Genomic DNA, 19,032 nt, shown 5'->3' with positions numbered 1-19,032 from the left:
ATTCAGTCGGAACGGGATAGGGCTCTAGAGTTCAGTAGCGCGCGATGACCGGCGCGTCGAACTTGTAGTTCACGCGCACCACCGCCCATTGGATGTCGCGCGGCTTGGCGTCGAACGTGTAGGTGCCCGCTGCGGTGCCCGCGAGCTGATAGGTCTGGCGCTCGAAGGCCGCGTAGTTGTATTCGACGCCGATGGTCCAGTTGCGGGTGATGCCGTATTCCCAGCCGGCGCCGATCGTCCAGCCGCTGGCCCAATGGGTCTGGCTGCCGGAGCCGGTTGCCGGCGGAAGGTTGTCGACGACGGACAGGCGGTTGTTCACGCCGGCATAGCCGCCCTTGAAATAGAGCAGATTGTTCTGGATCGCGTAGCCGGCACGACCGACGATCGTTGCCATGACGTTCGAGCGCCAGCTGAATTGATCGTCGCGGCCGACGCCGAACACCGTGTTGGTGACGCGGCCGGAATTGTCGAGCCCGGAGATCGTGCCCTCGACGCCGAACACGAAGTTGTTGGCCTGCCAGTTGTAGCCGATCTGACCGCCACCCATGAAGCCCGAGCCGCGTTGCCGAAAGCCCTGGCCGGGCGCGAGATCGCCGAACACCGTCGTGTTCGCGCTGTTGACCCACTGCTCGTTGGTCCAGGCGCCGCCGAGATGGCCGCCGAGGTAGAAGCCGGACCAGTTGTAGACCGTCTCCACATAGGCCGGCGCCTTGGTGTACGGACGGGCGGCAAGGTCGGCGGCCGATGCAGCACCGACACCGAGCGCCGTGGTCACGGTCAGCGCGGCAATGAATTTGGCATGAGACATGGTGGCATCCCCAGATTGTCTGATGGAGACGAGCTTTCCCAGAGAGACCCTTACCAAAAGCAAACCGCGGGAACCGGTCGCGCAGAATCAGTGTCTGCCGGTTTCGAATCATGTCTGCCTGTTGCAATCACGCAACTTCTAACGGCTCCTTTAAGCAGCTGTTATCCTTGATAAATTCCTTCCGTGCGCGCGACGCCCGTCAGCGCGCCGCCGGCGAATGGACGTGCTCCGGCCGCACCCCGATCGCGACAAGACGCGCCGTCAGCCCTTGCAGCCAGGGCATCGCGGTGATCAACCGCAACGCGAACGGCACCGGTTGATCGCCGCCCTTCAGCGCAGCGCTGATGAGGTTGTTCTGCGCGATCACCTGCATGCGTTGCGTCACCCGGACCGGGAATTCGCGGCGACGCCGCACGGCGTCGAGCTCGTCCTCCGGCGGACAGCCTTGCGTGAGATTGGCCGCTAGGATGTTGGCGGTCGCGACCGCGTCCTGCACCGCGAGGTTGACGCCGACGCCGCCGATCGGCGACATCGCGTGCGCGGCGTCGCCGATACAGAGCAGGCCGGGACGGGTCCAGCGGGTCAGGCGATTGATCGCAACCGTGAGCAGCTTGACGTCGTCAAAACTCTTCACGTCGGCAATGCCGGCCTTGAGGATCGGCGCGAGCCGCAGCACGTCGTCGAGCAGCGCCGGCAATCCCCTCGCCTTCACAGCCTCGTATTGTCCCTTGGCGATCACATAGGCGCATTGCCAATAGTCGCCGCGATCGAACGTCACCATCATCTTGCCGTGGTCGATGCGGGCGAACAAATTCTCGGTCTCGTCCCGGCGCCGCCCGACGCGAAACCACAGCACGTCCATCGGCGCGCCGATCTCCTCGACGTCGAGGCCGGCGCGCTCGCGCACGATCGAATGGCGGCCGTCGCAGCCGATGGTGAGATCGGCTTCGATCTCGATCGGGCCATCGGGCGTGTTCACGTGGACGCCCGCAACTGCGTCGCCGCGCCGGATCAGGTCGGTCGCCTCGGCGCTCATCAAGACCTTGAGCGAGGGGAAACGCTTGCCGCTCTCGCGCAGGAAATTGAGGAAGTCCCACTGCGGCATCATCGCGATGAAGGGATATTTGACGCTGAGGCGGCTGAGGTCGGCGATCCGCACCGAGGTGCCGCCGAACATGCCGTCGAGCCTCTGGATGTCCTGGTGCGGCAGCTTCAGGAAGCCGTCGATCAGACCGAGCTCGTCCATCACCTGCAGGGTCGACGGATGCACGGTGTCGCCGCGGAAGTCGCGGAAGAAGTCGGCGTGCTTCTCCAGCACCACGACATCAACGCCGGCGCGCCCGAGCAGATAGCCGAGCATCATGCCGGCCGGCCCGCCGCCGACGACGCAGCAGCGCACCTTCATCTGACGCGTCTTCGGCGCTGCCGGATTGCCTGCATCCATGATGCCGTCCTTATCGCTGCCTCGCCGACTGTAACGCAGATCGGACGACAAGGATGCTGTGCTATCGCCTGAACGTCTTGATTTCCGACACGCTGCCGTCGCGGTAGGTCAGCTCCACCGAAACCGACTTGGTCTGCGGCGCGAGCTTCAGATAGGGCTGCGCGTCGGACGGGATTGCGCTCGGATCGCGCGAATTGCAGGCCGGCATCTTCAACACCTTGTCCGGCACCGCGGTGTCGATGCCGATCCGCACCTCGCGGATCGCACAGCGATAGGACATCAGATGCGTGTAGTAGACGAGCAGCCCGTTGAACTCGCGGAACGACAGCCAGCTCGTCGCGGTCATGTCGAGGATCTTGCGCTGGTCGCGGATCAGCGCAGCGTCGGGATCGAACTTGATCGGGAACGGCCCCTGCATCTCACCCTGGGTATCGACATAGCGAAGCTCGATCGTGGCCGCCGGCGCATCGGCCGGCAGCTCGATCGATGGATTGGGCATCCGCTTGCGCGTGCGCGGATCGAGCGTGTCCATGAAGCCGGTTTCGCGGAAGTCGCCGCTATCGCCGAACCGCCAGGAGATGCCGAGCGTCGGATCGGCGATCGAGAACACGACGGTCCAGCCGCCATTGTGCCGCGAGAAGCTCGCGATCGGCGCGTTGATGGAATCGTCCTTCGGCAGCTTCGGCACCGAGACCGGCGGCAACGCGGCCACCTGCTGCGGCGGAGCCGACGGCTTGGCCGCCTCGGCCTGCGCCTTCGCGATCCCGTTCAGGAAGACGTCGTCGACCATCTGGTCGAAATAGACCGGGATCTGCTTGTGCTTCACGGTCTCGGCGATCTCGCTGACCAGGCGCCGCGTACGCTGCGCAACCTGCACCAGGTTTTCACCGGGCTGCAGCAGCTCCCTGGCAAAGGTTCGCGTGAACACCGAATTGGGGTTGGCGTCGTCGTTCGAGAGACGGTCGAGCGCGGTCTGGCGCGGCCCCGCCGAAAACACCGAGAACACGCCTTCGGGCAGCTGCGTCATCGGCGCGAGGCCACCGCCGCCGGCAACCGCGCGCGTCCCGGCGCGCTCGAACGGATTGTTGCGGCAGGCGTCGAACACCAGGATCGAGGTCCGCGCCTTCTTGTTCTGCAATCGCTCGATGATGCGGTCGGCGAGAACCGAAGCGTCGCGCACCAGCTCTTCCTGCCCTTCGGTGGCGGCCGGCACGTCGGTCGGCAGCAGGAAATTCTGGCCCGCGATCTCGAAGCCGTGGCCGGCATAGAAGAAGAACGCGGTGTCGCCGGGTTCCACGGCGCGGTCGAAGGCGAGCAGCGTCTCGGAGAACGCCTGCCGGTTCAAATTCTCGGCCACCATGACGTTGAAACCGAGCTGCTTCAGGGTGTCGCCCATGGTGCGGGCGTCGTTGACCGCCTTCTGCAGCTTGGGCACGTTTCTGTAATCATTGTTGCCGATCACCAGCGCCACGCGCTTTTCAGCCTGGGCGGGCGCCGCCGACGCAACACATGCGACCGCCAACAGGGTCGCTGAAAGTCTCGAAAGCCAGCTCTTCATCCCAATTCCCGCCTGCACGACAAGTGCGCCGCTCGTGCGACCGCCGCCTAATAGTCGGATCAGCCGTTTGGCCGGTTCAAGGCCGACGCCGGACGGCCGCCGCGACCACCGCCTTGGCACCCCCTTGGCGCCCTCTTGGCTACCATGGGGCGTCCCGTCCACCTTCGGTCAAGTTTCTTTTTACGGCCCGCGTGATAGATTCCGGCTTCCATCCGGCGCGAGCTCTCCGCACGTCCCAAGGGCACTCCAGGGGCATTCCCGTGTACACATGGTCCACTGAGCAGGTCGATCCCCGCGATCGCTTCGACTATTGGCGCGAGGTGCGCGCCAAGGGGTTGTTCGGCGTCACAGCGGAACTCGAACCCGAGCACCGCCGCGACTTCTTCGGCGAGTTCTCGCTGCGCCAGCTCGGCGATGCCGGGCTGGTCGAGCTGCGGGCCTCGCCCTACCGCGTCGAGCGGCGCGCCGGCGACATCGCCGACGCGCGCAGCGACAGCCTGTGCATCTACCAGCAGCTCGGCGGCGGCGGCTGGTTCGGCGGCGCGCGGCTCGATGAATTCGCGGTGCGCGACGGCATGTTCGCGACCAGCTATTCGGACCTGCCCTATCGCACAGCCCCGCTGCACGATGACGGCTTCCATTTGCGCATCATCAAGATCCCGGTGGCGAACATCGTCCCGGCGGGCGCCGAGCTCGGCGAATTGGTCCCAAGGCCCGTGCAGGATGAGACCGCGCTGCAGCCGCTGCTGGAATCCTGCTTCCGCGACCTCATCGAAGGCCATGACGCCACCGCGACGGATACGGCCCCGATGGTGCAGGCGCTCGCCCATATCGCGCTGATCGAGCGCGGCATCATGCGGCCGAAGAGCCGGCTCGCGCAGCAGGCCCTGCGAAGCGCGCATCTGTCGCTGGCCCGCCGCCTGATCCGGCGGCATCTCGCGGATGCGGCGCTGACGCCAAGCCTGATCGCCGGCCTGCTCGGCATCTCGGTGCGTCACCTGCACATCCTGTTCGAGGAAACGGAGAAGACTTTCTCCGAGACCGTCACCGCGCTTCGGCTCGCGCAAAGCCGCCGCCTGCTCCGCGAGCGATCCGGCCAGACGATCGCCGAGGTGGCGTTTGCCTGCGGCTTCGAGAGCCTCGCGACATTCTACCGCCTCTTCAATGCGTCCGAATCGATGACGCCGGGCGATTACCGGGCACGGGTGGCCTGAACCTCGATCCGAACCGGCCGGGACACCGGGCAGTTGCGGGTTGCTAAAGCGCCGTGATGCCCGTAATCGGGATTCCCGGCGTCACACGCCCTCCTCGTCATCCCCGGAATCCTGATGTCGAAGAAGATGATCAAGCCTGGACCCGACCTGCTGGCGCAGGTCAATCAGGCTTTTCTCGACTACGGCTATAGCGGGCTGTCGATGGTCGGGCTGGCGAAGGCCTGCGGCTTCACGCAGCGCGCGCTGTATTACTACTTCAGCAACAAGGAAGAGGCGTTTCGCGCCGTCATCGCCTGGCGCCACGTCGAGGACGTTGCGCTCGCGCTGGAGGCCGGCCGGTCCGTGCGCGCGAAGGGCGGCGGCGCGCTGGATATTTTTGCGACGATCCTCGACGTCCGCTACGGCGAGACGCGGCGCCGCCTCACCCATTCGCCGCACACCGTCGAGCTCAATGCCGAGGCCTTCAAGCGCTGCCGCGATTTGATGATCAAATCCGCCGTCTCGTTCCAGGCCGATCTGGAGAGACTGGTGATCGAGTTGCAGGCCGCACGGCTGCTGAAGCTGAACGGCGCGTTCAAGCCGGCGCAGATCGCGCAGGCCCTTGCGGACGGCGCGCGTGCCGTCAACCAGGCGCTGCCGCCGATCGCCCGTGACGACTTCTCGGCCCGCTATCGCCAGATGTGCGCGATGGTGCTCTACGGCTGCGCCGTGATGCCGAAGCGGAAGTAGTCCGCAACGACGGCCCGCGCACGGCCGTCGCCCATCAGCAAACCCTCCCGACTGTCAACCACAAGCGACCGGCCGGACCATTTCGCCGGGCCGTGGATAAGTTTTGCCGCTTGTTAGCTATTTCATATTTTACATGACTATGTGAAATATACGATATTGCATCGCAAGACCTTTGGAGACGTCTCGAATGGCTGACATGGGACAAGCCGACGACCCGGCCGATCGTGGCGCGCGTCGGCCGAACCGAAGTGATCTGCCTGCGCGCATTGAGAAGATAATTTCCGGCGATTTCGTCAGAACCGCGCTGGCGCTTCGCCCGGACGCGGCACAGCCAATTTCCCTACCGGCGACGCGCGCTCTGATGCAGAGCGAGAGGTCATGCATGATGCGCAGCAAGCAAATGGATCACAGCCCGGAAACGCCATCCACCGGCGCGGCTCGCGCTCTTGCCCCCGATGCCGGAGAGCTATGCGTCGATCAAACTCCCGCGCTTGCGCGTCGGAGTTCACCGACGGCAAGCAATCGCGGCTGGGCGCCGTTGCTCGAAGCCTGCCTTGCCGATTTCAAGGAGGCCACCGAGGCCGGTGAGACCGCGAGCATTCCCGCGCTGGTCAAGATCGTGGCGGAGCTCGCGTTGATCGAGCGCGGCGCGATCAGGCCGGGCAGCCGCCGCGCCCAGCAGGCGCTGCGCGTCGGCCGACTGAGCCTGGCGCGCCGCCTGATCACGCGCCATCTCGCGAAGCCGGCGCTGTCGCCGGGGATGGTGGCCGAGATGCTCGGCGTCTCGGTCCGCTACCTGCACGTCCTGTTCGAAGCGACGGGGGCGAGCTTTTCGCAGACCGTCACAGCCGAGCGCCTGAACGAGAGCCGCAGGCTGCTTTGTGAAAAGCCGCCGCGGCCGATCGCCGATATCGCCCTCGCCTGCGGGTTTGGCAGCCTGGCCACTTTCTACCGGATCTTCAGCGCATCCGAAGGCCTGACGCCGGGCGAGTACCGGGCTGCGGGGCAGTAGGACGAGGCGCTGCGTGGCGGCACTGCGCTCGCGCCGATCCGACGCGGCCCGTGCCGCATGGTGCCAAGCGGCCACACCTGCGCTCATTTCCGCGGCGGGTGCGCTTTGGATCGACGGTATGCGCGCACTGAGAAGACAGCGCACGACCGTTGCGCCAGAAACGTGCAGATACAATGGGGCGTGGGGCAAGGTGATGATCGGCATCGGCGGCAGGCTGACGATGTGGCGCGGCGCGCTGCTCGGCTCGGCATCATTGATCGCGCTGGCCGCCGCGACCGAAGCGCAGGCGGCCTGCCAGGGCCTCAGCGGCACCATAGCCACGTCAAACAACGTCCTCTGCGACGCCGCCAACCCGGCCGGCGGGCGCCTTAACGTCACGCGTTTCTCAAACGATCTCACGGTTACCGTCAACGCCGGCGCCGGAATTACCGGCGGCGCAGCGGCGATCAGCGGCGGCAACCTGACTTTCAATCACAACGACCCTGCCGGGATCACCGCATCATCCTTTTACGACGGCGTCGTGCTCAGCGCCCAAGGCACGATCACCTACACGGGGTCGGCCGACGTCACCGCCGGCGTGTACGGGTCCGCGATCAATGCCTCGATCGGAAACGGACCGGTCTCCATTACGCAGAGCGCCGGCACGATCAGGGGCGGCAGCGGGATCCAGGTCGCGGGCAGCGGACCGAACGCCAGCGTCAACATCAACACGGTCGGAAGCCAGATCGTGGCCAGCTTGGGAATCTACGTCCTGACCGACGGCAGCCAGTCCGACGTCACGATCGCGACAGGCGCAGTCAGCGGGGACGCAACCAATGGCAGCCGCGGAATCTTCGTCCGGATGGGACAGATCCTTCATTCTGCGCGCAATCTTTCCGTCACGACCAACGGCGCAGTCACCGGCGGCATTTATCTCCAGAACGGCGGCGTCGGCACCGTCGACCTCACCACCAATGCGAGCGTCACTGGGGGCATCCGCCTCGAAGGCAACAATTCGGCCAACACCAGCGCGTTCACGGTGAAGCTCAATCAGGACGTTAGTGGCGACGTCAGCCTATGGAACTACGGCACCGGCACCACGACGGTCCGAACGCGCGGCATCACGGGCGGGACGCTGTCCGTTTACGCCGCCGGGGGCGCCAACAACAGCCTCGTCGTGGACGGCAATATCGCCAGGGGAAGCGGCCCCGATACGTCCTTCTTCGGCACCCTGGCGTCGGTCAGCTTTTCCGCCGCCGGCGGCACCAACACCGCGACCATCAATGGCGATCTTTCCGGAACCTTCGACACCAGGGCTTCCACCCTTCCTTCGGCCGGTGGCACCGTCGCCGGTCTGTCCGCCGGGCTCGGAAGCACGTCCAGCAACGGCTCGGCGGTGCTGAACGCCAACGGTTCGATCACGGTCACCGGCATGTCACGGTCCGGCTACGTGGCAAACGTGATCGGAGCGTCCCTCGGCGCCAGCGGCGTGGTCCCGGTCGACTTCAACCTGCACGGCGCCGTGACGGCAACCTCGGTCAGCGACATCGCGTCGAAGGTCATCGGCATCAGCATGGGACAATACAATCTGGCCGCGACGCGGCTGACCACCGACGGTGCCGTGACGGCGACCGCGACCGGCCCCGGCAGCACCGCCACCGGAATCAGCGCCTCAGCCACCAGCTTTTCTCCGACCAACATCAACACCGGCACCATGACCGTTCGCGCCAATGGCGACGTGACCGCCATCTCGGACGGTGCCGCGACCGGTGTCGCGCTGACCCGCGGCGATACCAGGCGCGCTGCCGAGACCGCGGGGCTCGGCGGCATCGACCTCATCACCAAGGGGACCGTGAGCGCCACCTCGACGAGCGCAGCGGCGATCGGCATCAGCGGCGTTATGGTCAACGGCGCCGACAATTCCGCAACGCTGGCGCTGCGTGCCGAAGGCAACGTGATTGCGAACGGCAAGGCCGCCGGCAGCTACGGCATCTTCGCCCAACGCGACGGTCTCGGCGACATCAAGATCGATGCGCTGGCCGGCGTGCAGAGCACCGGCATCGGCATCTCGGCCTCGCGTTCGACCCCCGGCAACATCTTCATTACGACCGGCACCTTCGTCACCGGCACCACCGGCATCGTGACGTCGGGCGGCACCACGACGCTGATCGCCAACGGCACCATCACCGGCACCGGCGGCACCGCCGTGCAGTTCGGCGGCACCAACGACGTGCTGCAAGTCCAGTCCGGCGCTGTGTTCAACGGCAACATCGTCGGCAGCGGGACCAGTATCGTGCAGTTCGGCGGCACGACCGCGTCGAGTTTCGACCTGTCGAAACTCGGCAGCGGCTTCGCCAATTTCGGGATTCTTGCAGGCTCGAACTGGAGCTTTACCGGCAGCAACTCGAACTTTGCCGGGATGGTCAACGTCGACAGCGTGTTCATCCTCAACGGCGCGATGCCGAACGCCAGCGTCACGGTCGGCCCGACCGGCACGCTCGGCGGCAACGGCACCATCGGTAACGCTGTCATCAGCGGCACGCTGTCGCCCGGCAATTCGCCGGGGACGATCACGATGGCGAGCCTGACCATGACCGCGGCGGCGACCTATCTGGTGCAGCTCACCAATACGATCAGCGACAAGACGATCGTGACCGGCACCGCCAACCTTAGCGGCAACGTGGTGGTCGATCCGCTCGAGCGGATTACGAAAAAGACCACCTACACGATCGTCAATGCGGGAACGCTGAGCGGCACGTTCGGCTCGGCAACCCTGCTGCTCGCCAACAACCTCGCCCGCAATCCGGTACTGAGCTATGTCGGCAACGATGTGCTGCTGTCGGTCGATCCCGGCATGCTCTCCCCGATCCTGCCGGCCAATGCCGGCATCAACCACAGGACCGTCGCCGGTGCGATCGACAACGGCCTGCTCGGCGGCGCCAACCTCTCCAATGCGTTCAGCGCGATCTTCAAGGTGTCGGGCGACAACCTCGTGAACGGCCTGACCCAGCTCTCCGGCGAGACCGCAGCCGGATCGCAGCAGACCACCTTCAACGCCATGAACCAGTTCATGGGTACGATGCTCGATCCCTTCGTCGACGGTCGTGGTCCGACGGCGACGCCGGCCGGCGCCATGGCTTACGCCGACGACTATTCCCTGGCCTATGCAGCGAAGCGTTCGACCAGCGACGCCGCCGCCGCGATCTATCGCAAGGCGCCGATCGCCGAGAGCTATGACCCACGCTGGAGCGTGTGGGCGGCGGCCTACGGCGGCTCCCAGACCACCGACGGCAACGCGGCGCTCGGCTCGAACAACACCACAAGCCAGGCGTTCGGCACCGCCATCGGCGCCGACTACCGCTTCTCGCCGAACACGATCGCCGGTTTCGCGCTCGCCGGCGGCGGCACCAATTTCAGCGTCGCCAATGGCGGCGGCGGACGCTCCGATCTGTTCCAGGCCGGCGCCTTCGTCCGGCACACTATCGGCGCGGCGTATCTCGCCGGTGCGCTGGCCTATGGCTGGCAGGACATTACCACCGACCGCACCGTGACGGTCGGGGGTCTCGATCGCCTGCGCGCCGAATTCAAAGCCAACGCCTGGTCGGGCCGCGCCGAAGGCGGCTATCGCCTCGTTGCGCCGTGGATCGGCGGCGTCGGCATCACGCCCTATGCCGCCGGCCAGTTCACGACCTTCCAGCTGCCGGGTTACGCCGAGCAGGCCATCGTCGGCGCCAACACCTTTGCGCTGGCCTACAACGCGAAGAGCGTTACCGACAGCCGCAGCGAGCTCGGCCTGCGCGCCGACAAATCCTTTGCGCTCTCCAATGCGGTCCTGACGCTGCGCGGCCGTGCCGCCTGGGCGCATGATTTCAACCCCGACCGCAGCATCGCCGCGACCTTCCAGACCCTGCCCGGCGCGAGCTTCGTCGTGAGCGGCGCAGCCCAGGCCGCCGATTCCGCCCTCACCACCGCCTCCGCCGAACTGAAATGGGCCAACGGCTGGTCGGCGCTCGCAAGCTTCGAGGGCGAATTCTCCAACGTGACCCGCTCCTATGCCGGCAAGGGCGCGGTCCGTTATGCCTGGTAGGGCAGCCCGCGCCGCGGCGGGGCCCGCTGCGGCGGATTTAAGGGGAAAGCAGCGCGAACGCCCCTCGCCGGGGCCCCGCCGTCAGATAGCGAGCCGGTGATTCATTTGACCGCCAAATGACGGAAACGACGGTTATTTTGGCGAAAACATTAAGCTTTTTCGGCCATCCGGCTGGTTCCAAGATTGACTTTACCGCTTGCGCCCCTATGTTGCGGGCAACGCGGCCCTCGGATCGAAACGCGATTCGTCAGGTTTGCCGTCCGTCAGCGTTAGCCAGAGCCCCCGAGCTTTATAGAAAAGCGAGCCGTTTCGGGGCCGAACGCGACAGCCTTTTACCTGCGATGCCGAACGGCGGTTTCGACCAGAGGCTCAATGTCTTTTTCCAATCTAGGCCTGTCCGATAAGGTCCTCGCCGCAGTTGCGGCTACCGGTTACACCACCCCCACTCCCATCCAGGAACAGGCAATCCCGCACGTCCTCGCCCGGCGCGACGTGCTCGGCATTGCCCAGACCGGCACCGGCAAGACCGCTGCCTTCGTTCTCCCGATGCTCACCCTGCTCGAGAAGGGCCGCGCGCGGGCACGCATGCCGCGCACCCTGATCCTCGAGCCGACCCGCGAACTAGCTGCGCAGGTGAAGGAGCAGTTCGACAAATACGGCGCCGGTCAGAAACTGAACGTGGCGCTGCTGATCGGCGGCGTCTCGTTCGGCGACCAGGACTCCAAGCTAATGCGCGGCGTCGACGTCCTGATCGCTACGCCCGGCCGCCTGCTCGACCACACCGAACGCGGCGGATTGCTGCTCACCGGCGTCGAGTTGCTGGTGATCGACGAAGCCGACCGCATGCTCGACATGGGCTTCATTCCCGACATCGAACGCATCTGCAAGCTCGTCCCGTTCACGCGGCAGACCCTGTTCTTCACCGCGACGATGCCGCCTGAGATCAGCCGCATCACCGAGGCCTTCCTGCACAATCCGGCCCGGATCGAAGTCTCCAAACCCGCGACCACCGCCGTCACCGTGACGCAATTGCAGGTCCCGGCCGGTCGCGAAGCGCATGACAAGCGCGAGATCCTCCGCCGCCTGCTGCGCGACGCCAAGGACCTCAACAACGCGATTATCTTCTGCAATCGCAAGCGCGAAGTCGCCGTCCTTCACAAATCACTCCAGAAGCATGGCTTCAGTGTCGGCGCCCTGCACGGCGACATGGACCAGTCCGCCCGCACCGCGGCGCTGGATCAATTTCGCAAGGGTGAGATTCCGCTGCTCGTCGCCTCCGACGTCGCCGCCCGCGGCCTCGACATTCCCGCGGTGAGCCACGTCTTCAATTTCGACGTACCCCACCACCCCGACGATTACGTCCACCGCATCGGCCGCACCGGCCGCGCCGGGCGGACCGGTACCGCGATCTCCATCGTCACCTCGCTCGACAGCAAGTCGATGACGGCGATCGAGAAGCTGATCGGCCAGCCGATCCCGCGCGCCGAGGGCGACTTCACCGTTCACAGCGAGGCCTCCGACGAGGACGGTGCGCCGCGCCGCTCGCGCAGCCGCGAAGGTTCGCGGGACGGCGCTCGTGGCGGCCGCAAGCCGCGACGTGAGCGCGAGTCGCGTCACGGTGAACGCGAAGCGCGTCAGGGTGAACGCGAGCCGCGTCAGGACCAGGAGCCCCGCCAGGAGCGCGCAGCCAAGCCGGAGCGCGAACCGCGCCACGGCCGCGGCACCGCGCCACGGGCCACCCCGTCGCACGTGCCGTCGATCGGGCGCGCCGAGCCATCGCGGCCGCAGCGCGAGGTGGACCATGAGCCCGCCGATCATTCGCACCTGCCCGCCTTCCTGCTGCGACCTGTGCGCGCACGCGCCTAAGGCCGGCTCCGATGCCGCCGCACCAGCGGCGGTATCCTGCGGAGTCCGTGTCGCCGCCGGCGGCCCACGCCCACACTGATCGCTCGCGTTTGAAGCAAATGCGCGCCGTTTTCGCAGCGCAATGGCGCGCAAGCGGCAGCGCAATGGCGCGCAGCGAAAGGCTCGCCAAAGCCGGGCTCGATCTGCGACGGAATCGGGCTCTTACGACATTAGTCGCGGCGAAATCCCCGTAGTTCCACCATTTACCTTGCCTTCATTCTCGTCCCGTACCCTCGCGCCAATAATTTAGTTATTGCTGCCGGGCATGACCGGCATTGCGTGCATTGAGGACGTGACAGTGGTCAAGCTGCTGGACGAACACGAACGTACGTTGGCCTTTGCCGAAGTCGCGCTTGGTCAGATTCGCTCGCTTCGCCAGACCGCCGTGCCGCGCAACTACGAAATCTGGTACGTCTACGCGACCGGATACAACGCACCGCTCAACAAGGTCATCAACGAGACGCTGGCGCGCAGCGGCAAGCTCTCTGAATCCGATCTCGAGCAGATCTACGAAACCTACCTCTCGCACATCAAGACCTCGGACCGCATCGACAAGGTCGGCGCGCGCGTCATCGGCGAGATCGATGCCGTCATGCGGCTGATCACCGATGCGCTCGGCGTGTCCGCGACCTACGACGCGAGCCTCGTCGGCGCCAGCGACCGGCTCTCGACCGCGACCACCCGCGACCAGATCAAGATCATCGTCGAGGGGCTGGCCAAATCGACGCGCGAGATGCGCGAGACCAATCAGGCATTGGAGAACCGGCTCGCACTGTCGAAGTCGGAGATCAGCGATCTGCAACACAGCCTCGAGGCGATCCGCGCCGAGAGCCTGACCGATCCGCTCACCGGCCTCGGCAATCGGAAGTATTTCGACCGCTCGATCGACATGGCGGTGCAGGCTGCGCTCGCCAGCGGCGAGCCGCTGTCGCTGCTGATGTTCGACATCGATCACTTCAAGTCGTTCAACGATTCCTACGGCCACCTCACCGGCGATCAGGTGCTGCGACTGGTGGCGCAAACGCTGAAGCAAACCATCAAGGGCCAGGACATCACCGCCCGCTACGGCGGCGAGGAATTCGCGGTGGTGCTGCCGAACACCGCGCTGCGCCAGGCGCTGACGGTCGCCGACCACATCCGCCGCGCCGTGATGGCCAAGGAACTGAAGAAGAAGTCGACCGGCGAGATCCTCGGCCGGGTCACGATCTCGGTCGGTGTCTCCATGCTGAAGCCGGCCGACGACACGGATTCCCTGATCGAGCGCGCCGATGCCTGCCTCTACGGCGCCAAGCGCGCCGGCCGCAACCGCGTGATCTGCGAAGCCGATCCGGAATACAGCGCCGAGACCCAGACCCGGGTGGCGTGACCGGTCCGCGTCCTTGTCCGCACCGTCATTGCGAGCGTAGCGAAGCAATCCGTCTATCCGCAATGCGGGTAGATGGATCGCTTCGTCGCTACGCTCCTCGCAATGACGCGGATCGATTCAGTCAGCGGCCGCTCGACGAGGGCCGCTTCCTTTCGACGCGCTTCTTCTTGGCGGACGTCGCAGCCGCCTTCTTCACCGCGGTTTTCTTGCCTGCAGCCTTCTTTGCCGCGGCCTTCTTCACCGGCGTCTTCGACTTCGGTGCGGCCGGTCGTTTCCTCGGCCGCTTGCGCAGCGCGGCGCGCTGGGCGGCGCCGAGCGCCAGGCGGGCCCAGACCGCGAGCTCCTCGGCATCGTCGAACAGCCGCGCCGGCAGCTGCCAGTAGGAGTTCACCGTCACCGTCTTGGCGCGCGTCTGATACTGGAACGGTCCGCAGCCTTCGGCCTCGAATTGCGGGATGGTCTCTTCGTCAGCGCGGAAGTAGAGCCCGGCGCGCAGCGCGAGCGCGAAATTGGTGCCGTCAGCGGAGATGCCGTAGCCGGAGAACATCCGGCGCAGCGTGACCGGGCCGAAATCGGCGAACAGATCGGTCAGGAATTCGCGGTCCATGTATCCACCCTTGCTCGACGCGCGTCCGCATGCCGCGCGCATGGCAAGCAGTATGGTCGACGACCGCGTCGACCCGCAACAAGGGTGGTTATCGATTGCCGGCCTTTGGAGCGCGCATGTTGCGCGCCCGGCCCGGGGCGACGGCGATCAGACCGTCGCCGGCTTGAGCTGCACCGATTCGCCGCAACCGCAGGCGGAGACCTGGTTCGGATTATTGAACACGAACTGAGCCTGCATCCTGTCGGCCACGTAGTCCATCTCGGTGCCGAGCAGGAACAGCACGGCCTTCGGATCGACCAGGATCTTCACGCCCTTGTCCTCGACCACTTCGTCGGTCGGACGGATCTCGTGGGCGTATTCGACGGTGTAGGACTGCCCGGCGCAGCCGCCGTTCTTGATGCCGACTCGCAGGCCGACGATCTCGGAATCGGCGCGCTGGGTCAGCTCGGTGATCCGCTCCGCCGCGGCATCGGTCAGTCTCATGACCTGCGGGCGCGGCCGCTTCGGCTTGGCTGGGGTCGGTGAGGCTTGTGTCATGTCACTCATGTGGTCAGTCCCAGCGGCAATTCAATCTCGAGCTTAGGCTCAATCCTCTAACGCATCACCACATATTGAGGACGAGGCGCGCCTCGTCCGACATCCGGTCCGGCGTCCAGGCCGGATCCCACACCAGGTTGACGTTGACGACGCCGACGCCGGGAACGCTGGCAACCGCGTTCTCAACCATTTGCGGCAACTCGCCGGCGGCCGGGCAGTTCGGGGTGGTCAACGTCATCAGGATGTCGACGGCGCGGTCATCCTTGAGGTCGACCTTGTAGATCAGGCCGAGCTCGTAGATGTCGGCCGGGATTTCCGGGTCGAACACCGTCTTCAGCGCCGCGACGATCTCGCCGCTCATGCGCTCGGTTTCCTCCGCCGGCAGCGCCGAGGTGGTTTCCATGGTGGCCGTCTTGACTTCGGCTGTATCGGTCATGCGAACAATTCCCGCGCCTTGATCAGCGCTTGCGCCAGATGGTCGACTTCTTCCCTTGTATTATACATCCCGAAGGATGCGCGGCAGGTGGCCGTGACGTTGAACCGCTCTAAAAGCGGCATCACGCAATGGGTGCCGGCACGCACCGCGATGCCCTGCCGGTCGATCACGGTCGCGACATCGTGGGGATGCGCGCCCTTCATCTCGAAGGAGATCACCGGACCCTTGTTGCGGGCGGTTCCGATCACGCGCAGCGAGTTGATCTCGCGCAAACGGTCCTGCGCATAGGTCAGCAGCTCGTGCTCATGCGCGGCAATGCGCTCCTTGCCGATCGAATTGACGTAGTCGATCGCAGCACCGAGCCCGATCGCCTCGACGATCGGCGGCGTCCCGGCCTCGAACTTGTGCGGCGGATCGCCATAGGTGACCCAGTCCTTGGCCACTTCGCGGATCATCTCGCCGCCGCCGTTGAATGGCCGCATCGCCACGAGATGCTCATGCTTGGCGTAGAGCGCGCCGATGCCGGTCGGCCCGTACACCTTGTGGCCGGTGAAGGCGTAAAAATCGCAATCGAGGTCCTGGACGTCGATCGGCAGATGCACCGCGCCTTGCGCGCCATCCACCAGCACCGGAATGCCGCGGGCGTGCGCCAGCCGGACCACCTCCTTGACCGGAACCAGGGTGCCGAGCGCGTTCGACATCTGGGTGATCGCGACGATCTTGGTGCGCGGGGTCAGGAGCTTCTCGAACTCCTCGATCAGGAAATTGCCTTCATCGTCGACCGGCGCCCACTTGATCACGGCACCATGGCGTTCCCTGAGGAAGTGCCACGGCACGATGTTGGAGTGGTGCTCCATGATCGAGAGGACGATCTCGTCGCCCTCCCCAATGTTCACCCCGCCCCAGGACGATGCCACCAGGTTGATCGCCTCGGTGACGTTGCGGGTGAAGACGATCTCTTCAGTGCGGCGGGCGTTGATGAACTGCGCGACCTTGCCGCGGGCGCCCTCATAGGCCTCCGTCGCGGCATTGGCGAGGTAATGCAGGCCGCGATGCACGTTGGCGTATTCGCTCTTGTAGGCCTCGGTCATGCGGTCGAGCACCGCATTGGGCTTCTGCGCCGAAGCCGCGTTGTCGAGATAGACCAGCGGCTTGCCGTAGATCTGCAGGGCGAGCGCCGGGAAATCCTGCCGCACCAGGGCGACGTCGTAAGAACCGTTGGCGACCGCCTTGTGCATGCTCACGCCCTCGCCTGAAGCCAGCGCTGCGCGGTGGCAATTGCGACCTCGCGCAACGCGTCGCTGGCAATCGTCTCGATCGCCTCGCCGACAAAGGCCTGGATCAGAAGCGCCTGCGCTTCCTTCTCGGGCAGTCCGCGTGCACGCATGTAGAACAGCAGGCTCTCGTCGAGCGCGCCGGTGGTCGCACCATGACCGCAGGTGACGTCGTCGGCGAAGATCTCGAGCTCGGGCTTGTTGTCGGCTTCCGCGTCGTCGGACAGCAGCAGCGCCCGGGTCATCATCTTGGCGTCGGTCTTCTGGGCGTCGGGACGGACGATGATGCGGCCCTGGAAGACGGAATGGGCACGGTCGTCGACGACGGCACGGAAGATCTCGCGGCTGTCGCAATGCGGCACCGCGTGATCCATGAACAGCGTGGTGTCGGCGTGCTGCTTGCCGTTGATCAGATTGACGCCGTTGGTCTCGACCTTGGAGCCCTCACCGGCGCAAGTAATCGTCAGCTGATAGCGGCTGACATGACCGCCCGAGGTCAGACCAAACGTGTTGAAGTGGGCGTGCGCGCCGAGCGTCACGGTCGCCGAGGAAATGTTGAAGGCATCGACGCTGTCTTCGACCAGACGCACGTGATCGAGCCGCGCATTGTCGCCGATCGCGACAATCAGCCCATCATGGGTCTGGTAGGCCTTGGCGCCCTCGCCGGCGAGATAGCTCTCCACCAGCGTTACGCCGGTATCGCGGCCGAGCCGGAGCAGCGAACGGGTGAACATCGCAGCCGGCGTCACGCCGGAGGCGACGTGGACGATGTGCAGCGGTTGGGCCAGCACCGTCCCGTTGGCGATGTCGATGACGACGCCATCGGTCGCCATCGCGCCGTTCAGCGCAATCATCGGATTGGACGTGTCTGACGCAAAGGCCTGCGCGGAAAGCGCGTCCTCGCCGGCATCGAGCACCTCGCGCAGCGGGCGGATGCTCAGACCCTTATCGAGATTGCCGAGGTCGGAGAGGTCGGGCGCGAACGCGCCATCGACCAGCACCAGGCGGCGCACACTGTCGATCGCCCGCAGCTTGACCGCAGCAGCGGCGCGACTCAGGGCCGCCGCATCCGGCGCAGGGGCCAGCGGCAGCACCTCGCGCATCAGCGCGCGCAGGTCGGTGTATTTCCAGTCTTCGATCCGGCGATGCGGCAGGCCAAGGCGCTCATAGGCCTCGAACGCCTCGCGGCGCTGATCGGCGATCTTGCCCTTGCCCGGCAGACGGTCGCGCGCGACGGCGAAAGCATCGCCCAGCGCACGCCCGGTCTCGGTCTTTGCAACAACGTTCATCTGAGAACCCGCATTTGTCAGGCAGCGTCTTCGAACTGCGCGTAGCCGGACTCTTCCAGCTCCAGCGCCAGTTCCTTGCCGCCGCTCTTCACCACCCGGCCCTTCGACATCACGTGCACGACATCGGGCACGATGTAGTTGAGCAGCCGCTGATAGTGGGTGATGACGACCATCGCGCGCTCCGGCGAGCGCAGTGCGTTGACGCCGTCGGCGGCGATCCGCAGCGCGTCGATGTCGAGGCCGGAATCCATTTCGTCGAGGATGCAGACGGCCGGCTCGAACAGCGCCATCTGCAGGATCTCGTTGCGCTTCTTCTCACCGCCGGAGAAGCCGACATTGACGCCGCGCTTCAGCATGTCCTGCGGAATGTTGAGCGACTTGGCGACCTCGCGGACCTTCTTGAGGAAGGCCGGCGACGAGATCTCCTCCTCGCCGCGCGCCTTGCGCTGGGCGTTGAGCGCCGCATGCAGGAAGTTCCAGGTGGTCACGCCGGGGATCTCGACCGGATACTGGAACGCCAGGAACACGCCCTTGGCGGCGCGCTCATTGGGCGCCATCTCCAGAAGGTCCTCGCCCTTGTACAGGATCTGGCCGCCGGTCACCTCATAGCCCGGCTTGCCCGCGATGACGTGGGACAGCGTCGATTTGCCGGAGCCGTTCGGCCCCATGATCGCGTGCACCTGGCCCGGATTCACTGTCAGCGACAGCCCGTGGAGGATTTCGCGTTCCTCGACACGAACCTGCAGATCTTTCACTTCAAGCAGAGACATCTGATTTTTCCTGAGCA

General features: G+C 65.6%; 15 protein-coding genes. 6 read left to right on the top strand and 9 right to left on the bottom strand.

What is annotated here, in order from left to right; all coding sequences use genetic code 11:
- Nucleotides 1–31: 31 nt before the first annotated feature.
- From ACOIX3_RS19015 to ACOIX3_RS19005, 3 genes are all read right to left on the bottom strand, one after another.
- Complete coding sequence (locus ACOIX3_RS19015; protein WP_420971363.1) at nt 32–808, bottom strand: outer membrane protein; 777 nt, start codon at nt 806–808, stop codon at nt 32–34.
- A 199-nt stretch (nt 809–1,007) separates the two neighbouring features.
- Complete coding sequence (locus ACOIX3_RS19010; RefSeq protein WP_420971362.1) at nt 1,008–2,252, bottom strand: FAD-dependent oxidoreductase; 1,245 nt, start codon at nt 2,250–2,252, stop codon at nt 1,008–1,010.
- Between the two features lie 61 nt (nt 2,253–2,313).
- Complete coding sequence (locus ACOIX3_RS19005) at nt 2,314–3,810, bottom strand: caspase family protein (RefSeq protein WP_420971361.1); 1,497 nt, start codon at nt 3,808–3,810, stop codon at nt 2,314–2,316.
- Between the two features lie 260 nt (nt 3,811–4,070).
- On the opposite strand from ACOIX3_RS19005, the gene ACOIX3_RS19000 reads away from it, so the two are divergent.
- The 6 genes from ACOIX3_RS19000 to ACOIX3_RS18975 all read left to right on the top strand — a co-directional run bounded on the left by ACOIX3_RS19000 (nt 4,071) and on the right by ACOIX3_RS18975 (nt 14,102).
- Nucleotides 4,071–5,024 carry a helix-turn-helix transcriptional regulator gene (locus tag ACOIX3_RS19000; protein WP_420971360.1) on the top strand — a complete coding sequence of 318 codons (954 nt, stop codon included), beginning with the start codon at nt 4,071–4,073 and terminating at the stop codon, nt 5,022–5,024.
- A gap of 114 nt (nt 5,025–5,138) precedes the next feature.
- A complete protein-coding gene (locus ACOIX3_RS18995; RefSeq protein WP_420971359.1) occupies nt 5,139–5,753 on the top strand; it encodes a TetR/AcrR family transcriptional regulator in 615 nt (204 codons plus the stop codon).
- A 187-nt stretch (nt 5,754–5,940) separates the two neighbouring features.
- A complete protein-coding gene (locus tag ACOIX3_RS18990; RefSeq protein WP_420971358.1) occupies nt 5,941–6,765 on the top strand; it encodes a helix-turn-helix transcriptional regulator in 825 nt (274 codons plus the stop codon).
- Nucleotides 6,766–6,958: 193 nt separating this feature from the next.
- Complete coding sequence (locus ACOIX3_RS18985) at nt 6,959–10,831, top strand: autotransporter domain-containing protein (RefSeq protein ID WP_420971357.1); 3,873 nt, start codon at nt 6,959–6,961, stop codon at nt 10,829–10,831.
- 372 nt (nt 10,832–11,203) lie between these two features.
- The gene (locus ACOIX3_RS18980; protein WP_420971356.1) at nt 11,204–12,697 is read left to right on the top strand and encodes a DEAD/DEAH box helicase; all 1,494 of its coding nucleotides are present in this window, start codon (nt 11,204–11,206) and stop codon (nt 12,695–12,697) included.
- A gap of 337 nt (nt 12,698–13,034) precedes the next feature.
- Complete coding sequence (locus ACOIX3_RS18975) at nt 13,035–14,102, top strand: GGDEF domain-containing protein (RefSeq protein WP_420971355.1); 1,068 nt, start codon at nt 13,035–13,037, stop codon at nt 14,100–14,102.
- Nucleotides 14,103–14,223: 121 nt separating this feature from the next.
- Here the strand turns inward: ACOIX3_RS18975 and ACOIX3_RS18970 are convergent, their stop codons facing one another.
- The 6 genes from ACOIX3_RS18970 to sufC form a co-directional block, all read right to left on the bottom strand.
- Entirely contained in the window at nt 14,224–14,709 is a 486-nt protein-coding gene (locus ACOIX3_RS18970) for a TfoX/Sxy family protein (protein ID WP_420971354.1), read from the bottom strand.
- 147 nt (nt 14,710–14,856) lie between these two features.
- Complete coding sequence (locus ACOIX3_RS18965) at nt 14,857–15,246, bottom strand: HesB/IscA family protein (RefSeq protein ID WP_212318024.1); 390 nt, start codon at nt 15,244–15,246, stop codon at nt 14,857–14,859.
- 64 nt (nt 15,247–15,310) lie between these two features.
- Nucleotides 15,311–15,682, bottom strand: a complete 372-nt coding sequence (locus ACOIX3_RS18960; protein WP_420971353.1) for an SUF system Fe-S cluster assembly protein — start codon at nt 15,680–15,682, stop codon at nt 15,311–15,313.
- Nucleotides 15,679–16,926, bottom strand: coding sequence for a cysteine desulfurase (locus tag ACOIX3_RS18955; RefSeq protein WP_420971352.1), 1,248 nt, complete (start codon nt 16,924–16,926; stop codon nt 15,679–15,681). The genes ACOIX3_RS18960 and ACOIX3_RS18955 overlap by 4 nt, the downstream gene beginning before the upstream one ends.
- A complete protein-coding gene (gene sufD / locus ACOIX3_RS18950; protein WP_420971351.1) occupies nt 16,923–18,245 on the bottom strand; it encodes a Fe-S cluster assembly protein SufD in 1,323 nt (440 codons plus the stop codon). The genes ACOIX3_RS18955 and sufD overlap by 4 nt, the downstream gene beginning before the upstream one ends.
- A 17-nt stretch (nt 18,246–18,262) precedes the next feature.
- A complete protein-coding gene (gene sufC / locus ACOIX3_RS18945) occupies nt 18,263–19,015 on the bottom strand; it encodes a Fe-S cluster assembly ATPase SufC (protein WP_420971350.1) in 753 nt (250 codons plus the stop codon).
- Nucleotides 19,016–19,032: the final 17 nt, after the last annotated feature.

The sequence above is a fragment of the Bradyrhizobium sp. B120 genome (genome assembly GCF_049075665.1).
Lineage (GTDB): Bacteria > Pseudomonadota > Alphaproteobacteria > Rhizobiales > Xanthobacteraceae > Bradyrhizobium.
This window is presented reverse-complemented; position numbering and strand designations above follow the sequence as displayed.

What these genes read in the sequence shown, in the direction of transcription:
- ACOIX3_RS19015 (WP_420971363.1), bottom strand. Translation starts at nt 808, where the DNA reads ATGTCTCATGCCAAATTCATTGCCGCGCTGACCGTGACCACGGCGCTC.
- ACOIX3_RS19010 (WP_420971362.1), bottom strand. Translation starts at nt 2,252, where the DNA reads ATGGATGCAGGCAATCCGGCAGCGCCGAAGACGCGTCAGATGAAGGTG.
- ACOIX3_RS19005 (WP_420971361.1), bottom strand. Translation starts at nt 3,810, where the DNA reads ATGAAGAGCTGGCTTTCGAGACTTTCAGCGACCCTGTTGGCGGTCGCA.
- ACOIX3_RS18995 (WP_420971359.1), top strand. Translation starts at nt 5,139, where the DNA reads ATGTCGAAGAAGATGATCAAGCCTGGACCCGACCTGCTGGCGCAGGTC.
- ACOIX3_RS18990 (WP_420971358.1), top strand. Translation starts at nt 5,941, where the DNA reads ATGGCTGACATGGGACAAGCCGACGACCCGGCCGATCGTGGCGCGCGT.
- ACOIX3_RS18985 (WP_420971357.1), top strand. Translation starts at nt 6,959, where the DNA reads ATGATCGGCATCGGCGGCAGGCTGACGATGTGGCGCGGCGCGCTGCTC.
- ACOIX3_RS18980 (WP_420971356.1), top strand. Translation starts at nt 11,204, where the DNA reads ATGTCTTTTTCCAATCTAGGCCTGTCCGATAAGGTCCTCGCCGCAGTT.
- ACOIX3_RS18970 (WP_420971354.1), bottom strand. Translation starts at nt 14,709, where the DNA reads ATGGACCGCGAATTCCTGACCGATCTGTTCGCCGATTTCGGCCCGGTC.
- ACOIX3_RS18965 (WP_212318024.1), bottom strand. Translation starts at nt 15,246, where the DNA reads ATGACACAAGCCTCACCGACCCCAGCCAAGCCGAAGCGGCCGCGCCCG.
- ACOIX3_RS18960 (WP_420971353.1), bottom strand. Translation starts at nt 15,682, where the DNA reads ATGACCGATACAGCCGAAGTCAAGACGGCCACCATGGAAACCACCTCG.
- sufD (WP_420971351.1), bottom strand. Translation starts at nt 18,245, where the DNA reads ATGAACGTTGTTGCAAAGACCGAGACCGGGCGTGCGCTGGGCGATGCT.
- sufC (WP_420971350.1), bottom strand. Translation starts at nt 19,015, where the DNA reads ATGTCTCTGCTTGAAGTGAAAGATCTGCAGGTTCGTGTCGAGGAACGC.